Genomic DNA, 11,681 nt, shown 5'->3' on the forward strand with positions numbered 1-11,681 from the left:
GTCCGGGCCGCTCCGGCGGGCACGCCTGAATCGAGCCGGTGCACGCTCCTGTCAAGCCACACCGGGCGGCCGGTTCCTGGCGGGCCGCACATCAGGACAAGCCACCGCAACATGCCGGGGCAGCGAAAAAACGAGCGAACCCGCCGGGACGCCACCCATGATATTTACGCGAAGAAAACCGCGGCCCGCTTGAGGATGTCGACGTCCTCGCGCAACCGGCGGTTCTCGCGCCGCAGCGCGGCCAACTCCTCGCGTTCGCCGCTGGTCAGCCCGTCTCGGTCGCCGTTGTCGACCTCGGCCTGGCGGATCCAGGCGCGGACCGCGGTCTCGGTCAGATCGAAGTCTGCCGCCACCTGGCCGACCGAACGGTCACCTCGCCGGCACAACTCAACGATCTCGGCCTTGAACTCGCGGGTGAACGACCGGCGCGGGCGCGGTTTCTTCTTCCCCATGCTCTCCATCATGGACATCCTTCCGGGGACAAGCCCCTGATCTCGGATGTCCGTCAAACCGGATCAAGCCCAGACCGTTGCCGGTGAGCAGCACTGTCTCCTTTGGCGGAAGGGCGTCCATAGAGCCCCGGAGCGCACATGCGCGCAAGGTCCCCCAAGATCGCGTCAGCGCTCATACGTTCAACGCGGCGGCTCGTCTCGGCCCAGCCGCAGCGGGCGGACGACGGTCCACAGGGTTACGAACCCGAGAGCCTGGGCGACGGTCATGATCACGGCAAGCGGGAGTAGCCCAGCCAGGCCCAGGAGGCCGGACACGGGGCTGGTGAGGGCCCCCAGCCCCTGCCGGGTCGCGTTGAGCATGCCAGCAGCAGAGCCCGCCGCCGAGCCATGCCGGGACAGGGCGAGACTCTGCACACACGGAGTGTTGAGGCCTAGGAAGAACGTGAAGCACCACAGCGGCGCCAGGAAGGTGAGCAGCTGCGGTTCGCCTCGTAATGCGTTGGCCAGGATCGCCACGGTGCTGAGCAGCAGGCCTGCGGTGGCGATCACCACGATGACTGGCAAGCGCAGGCGGTGGGTCAGCCGTCCGCCGAGCTGAGTGCCCAGCAGCATGAGCAGCGCATGCGAGGCGAAGACCAGGCCGTATTGGGTTGTGGTCATGCCGTAGAGCGTCTGGAAGACGAAGGACGACGACGACAGGTAGGCATACATGCCGCCCCAGGCGAATCCTGTCACCAGGATGAGTCCGACGAAGGGACGGTCGGTCGCGGGCTTGCCGAATCCGCGGAGCCGCTCGGTGAGGCCTCCGCGGTGGCGTTGGTGGGCCGGGAGAGTCTCGCCGATGAGCAGGAAGGTGATGGTACCGAGGACGAGTCCGTAGGCGGCCAGGGTGAGGAAGACTCCGCGCCAGTCCATCAGGTGCAGTAGTTGCGATCCCAGCAGGGGCCCGAGGGCGATGGCCATGCCGGAGATGAGGGCCATGGAGGCGAGCATGCGCACCATGCGCGGCCCGGCGAACAGGTCGCGGACCACGGCCAAAGCGACGACGCCGATCGAGGCGGACGCGAACCCTTGTGCGAATCTGGCGCCGGCCAGCGCCTCGATGGACGGGGCGACGGCGCAGGCGAGCGACGCTCCGACGTGGACGAGTGTGACGATCACCAGTGGCAGGCGGCGACCCGCACCGTCGCTCCACGGCCCGACGAGCAGCTGGCCAGTAACCATGCCCGCCATGGCGGCGGTGAAGGTGAGCTGAACCGCCGACGGGGTGGCGTGGAACTCTGCGGCGATCTGTGGGAACGCCGGTAGGTAGACATCGATGGTGAGCGTGCTCAGCGTCTGGAGGAATCCGAGGATGACGATGGGGAGGCGATGCTGAGCCCTCATGCGGGCAGGGTGCAGAAGCCGGCGGGGTCCTCCAGCAACGGGGCCAGGGCGAGGTCGCAAGCGCCGATGTGGAACTGGTCGGAGCCCAGAGCCGGCTTGGCGAGGCGGACGACCTGGCGGGCGCTCTTGAGGTTGGTCTGGAGGAGGCCGGCCTCCAGCTGCTGCCGACCCACCGTAAGCAGCGGCGAGAGGGATCCGCCGAGGACGATCAGGTCGGGGTCGTAGCAGGCGACGATGGTGCGCAACGCGCGGAGCAGGATGTCGAGCGCTGCGGAGATGCGGGCACCCCCGCTGAGGATGGCCTCCCGCAGCTCGTTGCCGGCGTCGGCGGACACTCCCAGCAGGTGGGTGAGCGCGCGATGGGAGAGTACAGAGGTGAGACAACCACGCCCGCCGCAGTAGCATTCGGGGCCGTCGTCGGAGACGTAGAGGTGGGCGAGCCTGCCCGCCAGGTGCGCGGGACCGAGGTAGAGCCGGCCGCCGGCGATGATGCCGGCGCCGATCCCGCCTGGCCCTCCGTAGAGGTAGGCGAGGTCTTGGACATCGCCGCGTAGCGCCTCGGCAAGCGCCCCGACGTGGCCGTCGTGCGCCAGCGTGACAGGCAGGCCGACAACCTGCCCGAGCAACTGTGCGAAGGGTACGTTGTGCCAGCCGAGATGGGGGGCTTGGATGACGACCCCGGTGTCGGTCTGCACCCGGCCCGGGATCACGGCGACGAGCTGGACGATCCGTGTCGGTGCCCGCTGGGCCGTCCTCAGACCACGCATGAGCTCGCCAGCTAGGTGCGCCGCCTCGTATGGGGTCACAGGTTGATGTGTGGTCACGTGGTCGATCGCCACCACTCGGCCGCCTATTCCCGTCAGGGCTACCTCGACGCCTCCGACGTCGACGTTGACGGAGGCTGCCAGCCACACGTCCGTCGGCGCGAGGGTGAGCGAGGGGCGCCCGCTGAGGCGCTGCGCCTGCGGCTGCCCTTCTTCAACAAGGTCGAGTCTGGCGAGTTCCTCAAGCAGAACACCCATGGTCGAGCGGCTGTACCCGGCCAGCTCGGTGAGGCGGGCACGTGAGGTAGTCCCGTGCCGGTGCAGCAGGCGGAGCACAACAGAGAGGTTGGCGCGGCGGGCCGACTCGGCGGAGGCAGCACCGCGGATCGACCCGGGCACGCGAGCAACGTAGCATTTGTTCGAGTACAGAACAAATCTGATGGAGGTTTCATGATTCGCATCCTGTCCGGTGCCGGCCGCTACGCCGACCCGTATCACGACTTCGCCGCCACGTCGGCGCGCATCGCGCGGCTGGCCGCCACGGCCGGTCGACGGGTGGAGGTCGTCGACGATGTCGAGGGCGGCATGGCGGATCTGGCCGGGGTCGATCTGCTCGTGGTCAACGTCGGCAACCCGCAACCGTACGGTTCGGAGTCTGCTGGGCTTGGCGCGGCACGAGCCGGGCTCGCCACGCACCTGCGGGGTGGTGGGTCGCTGCTGGCGCTGCACGTCTCGGCGACCTCCTTCCCGACCGTCCCGGAATGGGAGAAAATCTTGGGCGGACGCTGGGTTCGAGGGCGCTCCATGCATCCGCCTTACGATCACGCCCACGTCCTGGTGAACACCGACGCCCATCCGATCGTGCACCGGATCGGCGACTTTTCGGTGTGGGACGAGCGCTACAGCTACCTGCGGATTTCCCCGCAGATCAGGCCGCTGGCCCACCACCGGCACGAGGGCGCCGACCATCCGCTGCTGTGGGCGCGTGAGCACGAGGGGGCTCGGGTCGTCTATGACGCTCTCGGGCACGATGAACGCTCCTATGACTCTCCAGAGCATCAAGCCATCCTGACCGCCGCGATGGCCTGGCTGGTGGCCTGAACCCGCAGGGCCGTCCTGGCCGCCTTCAGGGGCCAGGACGGCAGGCGGCCTCATCGAGCCTCCGCCGGGTCCTGCCAGGTTTGCTCCTCAAGAGAGACAGCGGCGATCTCCTCCCACAAGCCCGCCTCGATGTTGATGGCCGTCAGTTCGACGGTGCGGTCGTAATCCTCGACGGTGACCATGCCGACGACTGTGGAGGTGATGCGGCGATCGCGCAGCGACCATTGCAACGCGGCTGCGGCCAGCGGAATCCCGGCCTCGTGACACAGCCGTCCGATCCGGTCGGCGGCCGCTACGAGCGGCTGCCCAGCCTCGCCGTAGGCGTACCGGGTGGCCTCGATCGGCCAGCGGGTGAGCATCCCGCCCCCGTAGGGGGCCGCATTGAAGACGCCGACTCCGGCCTCCGCCGCGGCGTCCAGGAGCCGATCGGCCGATCGGTCCACCAGCGTCCAGCGATTGTGCGTCATGACGGCCTCGAAATGGCCGATCGCAAGGTAGCGGCGCAGCAGTGCGGCAGGGCCACCGGAGATACCGAGATGACCGATGAGCCCTTCCTCGCGCGCATCGAGCAACGCGGACAGGGCGCCGTCCCGCCCGGTGATCGTCTCCCAGGAGGCGTTCTCCGGATCGTGCAGGAAACACATCGGCAGACTGGATATCTCGAGCCGCTCCAGGCTCTCTCGCAGCGAAGCCCGCATCCGGCCGCTGGAGAAGTCACCCGTGATCGGATCCCGATCGGCCTTGGTCTGGATGAGGAAGCCAGACGGCACGCCGCCCCGGCGCCGGAGCTCGGCGCCGATCCGGCGCTCGCTCTGGCCGGCACCGTAGTTGTTGGAGGTGTCGAGCACGCGGCTGGCCTGGCCGGTGAAGAAACGCTCGGCCAGCGCCACGGATTGCTCAGGGCTCGGGCCGGAGCCGTCGACCCGCGACTGCCAGCCCGCAGCGCCAAGCGTCACCGGCGACACCGCCAGCCCGGTCCGTCCCAGCGCTACTGTCGGCACTGTTGTCATTCCTTGATTGCTCCCGTCAGCATTCCCTTGGCGAAGTGGCGTTGCAGGAAGGGGTAGATGAGGAGGATCGGCAGCGTGGCCAGGACCACGACCGCCATCTGGACGGACTGGGCGGGCGGGACGGCGATGTCGTTGCCGCCCTGCAGGTTGGCGATCTGCGAACCCTGGATGACGTATTGGTTCAGCACGACCTGGATGGGCCATTTGGCGGTGTCGTTGATGTAGAGGAGCGCGTGGAAGAAGCTGTTCCAGTAGCCCACCGCGTAGAACAGGCCGATCACGGCCAGGACCGGCTTGGACAGCGGCAGGACCACCCGCAGGAAGATCCACAGGTTGCCGGCCCCGTCGATCCGTGCGGCCTCGTACAGGCTCGCCGGGATGTTCATGAAGAAGTTCCGGACCACCACGAGGTTGAAGGCTGAGATCATCACGGGAAGGATCAGCGACCACAGCGAATCGATCAGGCCCAGCGATTTGACCAGCAGGAAGTTCGGGATGATGCCCGCGCCGATGAACATCGTGGCCAGCACGATGATGAGCACGGCGCGCGCGCCGGGCACATCGCGGATCCTGGTCAGGCCGTAGGCGAGGGTACTGGTCAACGTCAGCGACAGCGCGGTGCCGACCACGGTGACGAAGAGGCTGACCAGCAGGGCACGGGTGACCACGCCGCCACCCAGGATCGAGGTGTAGGCGTCCAGGGAGAAGGCGGTTGGCCAGAACCCGCCGGTGGAGGACTCCTTCGACGCGAAACTCATCGCGATCATGTAGCAGAACGGGTAGAGCATGATCAGCACGATGGCCGCGATCAGGACGGCCTTGCCTGCTTGAACGATGCGGGAGGGGCGTTCCATCCACGGCGGAAGCGTTGCCATCAGAAGATTCCTCCAGTGCCGAGACGTTTGGCCACCCGGTTGGCCAGCAGCACCAACATGGTGCCGATCACGCCCTTGACCAGGCCGGCCGCCGCCGACAACCCCCAATCGCCGCCGGCGATGCCGCGGAAGTAGACAAAGGTGTCGATTACCTGTGCGGCGTCCGCGCCGACGATGGGCTGTTGCAGCAGGAGCTGCTCGAACCCGACGGTCAATACGTTGCCCACCGTGAGGACCAGCAGCAGCGAGGTCACCGGCACGATGCCGGGCAAGGTCACGTGCCAGATCCTGCGCCCGGCGCCCGCACCGTCCACGGCCGCCGCCTCATACAGCTCCTGCGGGATGGCGGAGATGGCGGCGAAGAAGATGATCGTTCCCCAGCCCATGTCCTTCCAGATCACCTGTGATGTCACCAAGATCTTGAAGGTGTCGGGGTTGGCCATGATGTTGACCCCGCCGACGCCTAGCTCGGCGAACAGGTGGGCGACCGGGCCGGCGCCGCCGAGGATCTGCTGCCAGATCGAGATAACGATGACCCACGAGATGAAGTGGGGCAGGTAGACGATCGACTGGACGACTCTTTTCACCCGGTCCGAGAGCAGGCTGTTGAGCAGCAGGGCGAGCGCGATGGGGGCGGGGAAGGCAAAGATGATCTGCAGCAGCGCGATCTGGATGGTGTTGGTGATGGCGCCGAGTAATTCGGGGTCGGCGAGCATCCGGGTGAAATTCTCCACGCCCAGCCACGGTGATTCCACGATGCCGCGAAAGGGCGAGTAGTCCTTGAACGCGACCACGTTGCCGAGCAGCGGTACGTAGGCGAACACCAGGAAGAACAACAGTCCCGGAAGAATGAACAGATACATCGACCACTCGCGCCTGAACGTCGTCCGCAGCCTCCGCGTGCGGCCCGCTGACGCGATAGAGGGCCGAGAAGGTGGCGCGGGCTGTTGGGTTGTGCGCCCGGTGCCGGTGGTGGTCATGGCTAGCCGAGCTGCTTTTGCAGGTCCTGGCGAAGGTCCTCGCCACCGGCTCGCTTCCATTCCTCCCGCCAGTCCTTGATGGCGGTCAGCGGGCTACGACCACTGACGATCTTGTTACGCCAGTCCTCGGCAAGCTGGCCGAGCCTTGCGCCGTTGCGGGTCTGAACCTGGGAGACGAGCCCGACGGTGGGGTCAGTCTCGGCCGCCTGCGTCAGCAGCTCCAACTGCTTGACCATGCCGTCCTTGCGATGGGCGTTCTTGCGATCCAGGGAGATGTACTGCGGCGCGCGAGGACCGAGCCAGCGCAGGCCCTGCAGGTTCGTGGTGGCCTGATCGTCTTCCAGATCGACGATCTCGTGCCCTTCGAGGCGGTAGTTGTAGCCCTCGATCCCGCTGCCGAGGAAGAGCTCCTCCTTAGCGCCGTAGGGTGCGACGAAGTAGTTGCAGATGCCGAGCAGTTCATCGAGCCGGGCAGGATCCTTGGCAGCTTCGGCCGAGATGGCGACGATGCCCCAGTAGCCGGGTGTGTGCCTGGACTTGAGGGTGTGGCCAGTCGCGGCCGGCAAGATGAGAAAGTCCACGGCGGCGCCCTCGGTATGCTCCTCGACCTGCATCATGCCTTGCGTGGCCAGCCAGGGATGGGCATCGAACTCGAAGGCGAAATGCCCCTCGACCCACAACTGCTTAACCTTGGGACGTTGCTTGTCGGAGCCGAGCGCCAACGCGTCGGGGTGGAAGGCCCCTGCCTGCCATAGTTTGGCGAGATAGCCGATGACCTCGGCGAACTCGTCGGTCTCCAGGGCGTTGATGAGTTTGCCATCGGGAGACAGCCGCCAGTCGGCGCCCAGCCCATGCATCCACCGGACCGTCTCCTGGATCTGATAGGTGCCCAGGCCGCCGATGGCCCAGACATCCTTGCCCCGATGCTTTTTCAGCTTGGCGATGTCACTCAGCAGAGCCAGCAGTTCCTCGGCGGAGGCGGGCTGCGCGCTGTAGCCCGCAGCCTTCATCAGGTCGGTCCTGATGGTGGGGCCGTTGGCAATGGCCGGATCCACGTGCGGGATCCCGAAGATGCGACCGTTCTTCCTGGAATTCTTCCACCCATAGGTCGGCAGGTTGGCCAGGTTCGGGTACTTGAGCACCTTGTCGCCGGCCAGCACCTCGGTAAGGTCGGCGAATGCACCGGCCGCGATGGCCTGGGCGGCGACCGCGACCTGATCCTGGACGAAGAGGAGATCGGGGATCTTGCCTCCCGCCAGCACCGTGGCCAGCTTGTCGTTGTAGCTGTCCGGACTGGCCAGTGTCGGGGTGAACTGCACGTTCAGCTCGGCGTTGAGCTTCTTCCAGACGGGATTGTCGGCGATCGGCGCGGGAGGGGCGAACCACAGCATCTGGAACGTGGTGACCGGCCCGCCGCGGCCCGGCGGCTGGGGAACGCTAGTCCAGTACTCGGTGGGGGAGCTGGTGTAGATCTTCGGCATGTTCGGTACCGAGCTGTTCACTAGCTTGGCACCCTTGGCGGCCGGTAGCGGCTTGTAGGTGGGAAGCGGAACAGCCGCCGACGAGGGCGCCGAGGAGGATGATCCGGTCGGACTGCTGCATGCGGCGGCGAAGGTCATCGCGCCCAGGGCCAGCAAGCCTCGCCGAGACAGGGACGGCAGCGACGGTGCATCCATGGTGTTTTCTCCTTAGGGGGTGCCCGCGGGCGAGAAGAGTCGCCGCAACGCGCCACGGGGATCGTGCTGGATATGGGGGTGCTCATCAATGATCATGGTGGTGCGGGACTGTGGCTCATAGCCGTCCCAGGCCTTTCCCGTACGGGCGAAGGCCGCCCATGCCGCGCTCATGAAGTCACGCACAGGCAGTGCTCGTCCGGGACCGACCTCAAGGCGGGCCGCGTCGCTGTCGTCGACGTGACGGAAGATGAAGGGCAGCTCCAGAGAGTGACCAGCTCTGCCCCAGCGGAAGAGGTAGCCGTAGGTCGCCCCGGAGGCCGCGGCTCGGGCATCAAGCAGGCGCTGTGTCGGCTGCCGATACAGCTGGTCGGCGATGCACGCCTCCAGCGCTTCAGCCGCCGTGCTGGACCGCCCCGTGTCCTGATCCAGCGCGGCGCGATAGCGCTGCACGCCGGGGCGGTTCATGGCCGCCAGCCGTGCTTCGAGGTCGGGCAAGAACGTCTCGGCCGCGCCGTGGCGGACGTCGACGTATCCGCTGCCCTCGTGCAGGTTGGTGCCGGTGAGCAGGTCGACCTGCGCGTTCAGCCCGCTGGCGATGGCATGCACAGGCAGTTGCCTCAGCCACCGGCCGTCGATGGTGGGACGGAAGGCGAGGTTGAGCGTTGAGCTGCCCGTGGACCGACGGGCGATGACGTTCTCTTGCGCCGCCACGATCGCGCGAGCGGGAAGTTCCAGCAGGCGCTCGGCGGACGAATCGTCGAGCCCGAGCAGCGATATCAGCTCGGATGTGCGCTCCTCGCCGAAGGCACGGCCCTCGGCGCGTTCCCCGCTGCCGCTTTGCACGATCGCTCGTCGAAACAGCCCGGCAGTGGCCGGCATGCCCAAAAGTGTCGCCACCATCGCCGCGCCCGCGGACTGCCCCATGACCGTCACGTTGGCTGGGTCACCGCCGAACGCGTCGATGGTGGCGTGTACCCAGCGCAGTGCGGCGATCGCATCCAGCAGCGCGAGGTTGGCCGAGTCGGTGTAGCCGGGACCGAGCAGATGGTCGAGAGTCAGGTAGCCGAGCGCTCCCAGCCGGTAGTTGATGGCCACGACCACCAGGCCATGCGCGGCAGCCATCCGGGCTCCGTCGCAGAGCGGGTGGGTGTTCGAGCCGTACAGGTGCGCGCCCCCGTGAATCCACACCAGCACGGCCGCCCCTTCAGTGGGAGTGGCGGGCTTCCAGACGTTGAGATTGAGGCAGCCTTGCTCGCTCATCGTGAAGCCGGTTGCCCGGTCGGGGCGCTGGGGAGCGCCCGGTCCGAACCGGGTGCATTCGCGCTCGCCCTGCCACGAGGGGGCATCGCTCGGAGGCAGGAAGCGGCCGCTCGCCGCGTAAGGGATGCCCAAGAAGGCGACTGCCTCACCGTCTGGCACCGACACGGTCCGGCCTCGGATGGCTCCATGGCGGGTCTGCACTCGTTCCATGGACTAGATCGTAGCCATATGTTCACAAAGATGACAAATATCTCGTCGTAAGTTCTGATATCACCTGGTTGTTTGTCGGTTGCGACAACATATGGCTATGATCGTTCTTGTGACGACCATGAGTGCGGCGGCTGGTCGTAGCCGCGACGACGTACGGCGGAACAACCTCGCCACCATCGCGGGCATCGTCCATCGCGAGCGACAGGTGTCCCGGGCAGCGATCACGCACCAGACCGGCCTATCGCGTTCCGGCGTCGCAACCCTGGTCGGCGAGTTGGAGCAAACCGGCATCGTGACCCAGTCGGTGGGCGAGGAACGCTCAGGAGTCGGTCGGCCATCCCCTGTGGTGGTGCCGACCGACCGCTTCCTGGCCGCTGCGGTGAACCCCGATGTCACCGGTGTACGCGTGGCGCTGGTGGGCCTCGGAGGTCGCGTCATAGACCAGCGCTTCTGTCCCACCGATCAGGTTCCGACGCCCCGTGAGGCGGCTGCGATCACGGCCGACGCACTGGGCGAGCTGTGCCGGTCGCAGCCGCACTCGACGGTGGTGGGCATCTGTGCGGCGATCCCCGGCCGGGTGGACAAGACTGGCGCCACCGTCAGGTTCGCTCCGCATCTACGCTGGGCCAACGTGGACTTCAGCGCATTGCTGACGGAGAACACGGGGCTTAGGGCACGGGTGGCTTTCGATGCGAAGGTGGGGCTGCGGGCGGAGACCTTGTGGGGGCGCGCGCAACGATGCCGAGACGTCGTGTCCTTGTATGGTGGCCCCGGTGGAATAGGGGCCGCAGCACTGGTGGATGGTCGACTTATCGAGGGGTCCGCCGGGGGAGCCGCCCGGCTTGGCCACCTGTTGGTGGCTTCGGATGGTCCGCCCTGCGTCTGCGGCAATATCGGTTGTCTCACCACGATGGTGTCTCACCATCACCTGGCGGCCGCTCTCGGATTGAGTCAGGTCTCCGTGGCCGACCTACGCGCCGCCGTCCTCGCCGAAACCTCGCCCGCATTGCTCAGCTTCCTTGATCGCCAGGTCGAATATCTCGCTACAGCCCTCCGCCAGGCAGTCTGGGCATACGATCCTGAGATGATCATGCTCGGCGGCTTCTTTGAAATCCTGCTCGAGATCGGCCGCGAACGGCTGGAGTCCGCCTGCTTTGCAAGTGGCCTCGGCACCCTTCGCGAGCCGCCTACACTGACCACCCCCGGACTTGGCGCTGACCAGCTCTTGGTCGGCGCGGCGACCGAAGCCTTCACCCCACTGCTGGATGATCCGTCGGGCTTTACCCGGCCCCAGAATGTGTGACATAACTTCGATCAAGTGAAGAGACAAGACCTTGGCCCGCATCCGGCGATTGCCGCTGCGTTCGTTCGCCGCGTCGACCATCCTGACCCATCTGTAGCCAGGGCAGGCGTACGCCCTGGTGCCCGACTGGGTCGGTGTTCTGCCCTGACCGCTTCAGCCGCAAGAACCTGCTGTCCGGTTTACCGAAAGTTCTACACCTGGTAAAACCACGAGCACTGCCCTCGGGGTGCCATGTTGGGTCGAACCGGGGCGCCCTGCGGTGATTACTCCCGGTGGGTTTCCCTAGCCTTCCCGATCTACCTGCTCCCGCATGGATCGGCACGCCTAGGAATGAGGACCACAAGACACCCACAAAGAAGCCGACACAGAATTAACCCAGTTCAACTGCCGTGATCCGATTAACAGGTTCTGGGAAGATGATCAGCCGCATCACTCGATCTGGGCGCGGATCCCCCGGGTGGCATGGGGCGCGATGCGGAGCCACCCGGGGGCGTTACGCCGACTAAGCCGGCGGAGTCCAGCGTTGCCAGGCGTTGGTGTTGCAGTCCCAGATCTGCAGGCGGGTACCGTTGGCGGTGTTACCGCCGGAGGTTGTCCCGTAGCTCGTAGAACTTGAAGTGGCGGTCCCCGCCTCGGGGCCTACCTGGTGGTAGGTCTCGGGCAA

At 66.6% G+C, this 11,681-nt stretch carries 10 protein-coding genes; 2 read left to right on the top strand and 8 right to left on the bottom strand.

The features are described from left to right. Window positions 1-164 precede the first annotated feature (164 nt). The 3 genes from ACSDR0_RS47090 to ACSDR0_RS47100 form a co-directional block, all read right to left on the bottom strand. Window positions 165-452 (bottom strand): transposase, encoded by a 288-nt coding sequence (locus tag ACSDR0_RS47090; RefSeq protein ID WP_435295507.1) that lies wholly within the window; start codon window positions 450-452, stop codon window positions 165-167. A 180-nt stretch (window positions 453-632) separates the two neighbouring features. Then, on the bottom strand, window positions 633-1,838 hold the full coding sequence (locus tag ACSDR0_RS47095) for a multidrug effflux MFS transporter (protein ID WP_435295508.1): 1,206 nt from the start codon (window positions 1,836-1,838) through the stop codon (window positions 633-635). After that, the gene (locus ACSDR0_RS47100) at window positions 1,835-3,001 is read right to left on the bottom strand and encodes an ROK family protein (RefSeq protein ID WP_435295509.1); all 1,167 of its coding nucleotides are present in this window, start codon (window positions 2,999-3,001) and stop codon (window positions 1,835-1,837) included. Before ACSDR0_RS47100 ends, ACSDR0_RS47095 begins: the two co-directional genes overlap by 4 nt. A gap of 51 nt (window positions 3,002-3,052) precedes the next feature. On the opposite strand from ACSDR0_RS47100, the gene ACSDR0_RS47105 reads away from it, so the two are divergent. Continuing rightward, a complete protein-coding gene (locus ACSDR0_RS47105) occupies window positions 3,053-3,703 on the top strand; it encodes a ThuA domain-containing protein (protein WP_435295510.1) in 651 nt (216 codons plus the stop codon). A gap of 50 nt (window positions 3,704-3,753) precedes the next feature. Here the strand turns inward: ACSDR0_RS47105 and ACSDR0_RS47110 are convergent, their stop codons facing one another. The 5 genes from ACSDR0_RS47110 to ACSDR0_RS47130 are packed head-to-tail and all read right to left on the bottom strand — an operon-like array spanning window position 3,754 to window position 9,714. Further along, window positions 3,754-4,704 carry an aldo/keto reductase gene (locus ACSDR0_RS47110; protein WP_435295511.1) on the bottom strand — a complete coding sequence of 317 codons (951 nt, stop codon included), beginning with the start codon at window positions 4,702-4,704 and terminating at the stop codon, window positions 3,754-3,756. A 5-nt stretch (window positions 4,705-4,709) separates the two neighbouring features. Then, window positions 4,710-5,588 (bottom strand): carbohydrate ABC transporter permease, encoded by an 879-nt coding sequence (locus tag ACSDR0_RS47115; RefSeq protein WP_435295512.1) that lies wholly within the window; start codon window positions 5,586-5,588, stop codon window positions 4,710-4,712. Then, on the bottom strand, window positions 5,588-6,568 hold the full coding sequence (locus ACSDR0_RS47120) for an ABC transporter permease (RefSeq protein WP_435295513.1): 981 nt from the start codon (window positions 6,566-6,568) through the stop codon (window positions 5,588-5,590). Before ACSDR0_RS47120 ends, ACSDR0_RS47115 begins: the two co-directional genes overlap by 1 nt. Window positions 6,569-6,570: 2 nt before the next feature. Next, entirely contained in the window at window positions 6,571-8,244 is a 1,674-nt protein-coding gene (locus ACSDR0_RS47125; RefSeq protein WP_435295514.1) for an extracellular solute-binding protein, read from the bottom strand. A 12-nt stretch (window positions 8,245-8,256) separates the two neighbouring features. Then, complete coding sequence (locus tag ACSDR0_RS47130; protein ID WP_435295515.1) at window positions 8,257-9,714, bottom strand: carboxylesterase/lipase family protein; 1,458 nt, start codon at window positions 9,712-9,714, stop codon at window positions 8,257-8,259. Window positions 9,715-9,811: 97 nt separating this feature from the next. Between ACSDR0_RS47130 and ACSDR0_RS47135 the strand changes: the two genes are divergently transcribed. Next, a complete protein-coding gene (locus tag ACSDR0_RS47135; RefSeq protein ID WP_435295516.1) occupies window positions 9,812-11,017 on the top strand; it encodes an ROK family protein in 1,206 nt (401 codons plus the stop codon). Window positions 11,018-11,681 lie beyond the last annotated feature (664 nt).

Source organism: Streptosporangium sp. G11, assembly GCF_051192615.1.
Lineage (GTDB): Bacteria > Actinomycetota > Actinomycetes > Streptosporangiales > Streptosporangiaceae > Streptosporangium.

Bases quoted from the DNA above. Each gene is read 5' to 3' on its own strand.
- ACSDR0_RS47090 (WP_435295507.1), bottom strand. From the start codon at position 452: ATGGGGAAGAAGAAACCGCGCCCGCGCCGGTCGTTCACCCGCGAGTTC.
- ACSDR0_RS47095 (WP_435295508.1), bottom strand. From the start codon at position 1,838: ATGAGGGCTCAGCATCGCCTCCCCATCGTCATCCTCGGATTCCTCCAG.
- ACSDR0_RS47105 (WP_435295510.1), top strand. From the start codon at position 3,053: ATGATTCGCATCCTGTCCGGTGCCGGCCGCTACGCCGACCCGTATCAC.
- ACSDR0_RS47115 (WP_435295512.1), bottom strand. From the start codon at position 5,588: ATGGCAACGCTTCCGCCGTGGATGGAACGCCCCTCCCGCATCGTTCAA.
- ACSDR0_RS47120 (WP_435295513.1), bottom strand. From the start codon at position 6,568: ATGACCACCACCGGCACCGGGCGCACAACCCAACAGCCCGCGCCACCT.
- ACSDR0_RS47125 (WP_435295514.1), bottom strand. From the start codon at position 8,244: ATGGATGCACCGTCGCTGCCGTCCCTGTCTCGGCGAGGCTTGCTGGCC.
- ACSDR0_RS47130 (WP_435295515.1), bottom strand. From the start codon at position 9,714: ATGGAACGAGTGCAGACCCGCCATGGAGCCATCCGAGGCCGGACCGTG.
- ACSDR0_RS47135 (WP_435295516.1), top strand. From the start codon at position 9,812: ATGATCGTTCTTGTGACGACCATGAGTGCGGCGGCTGGTCGTAGCCGC.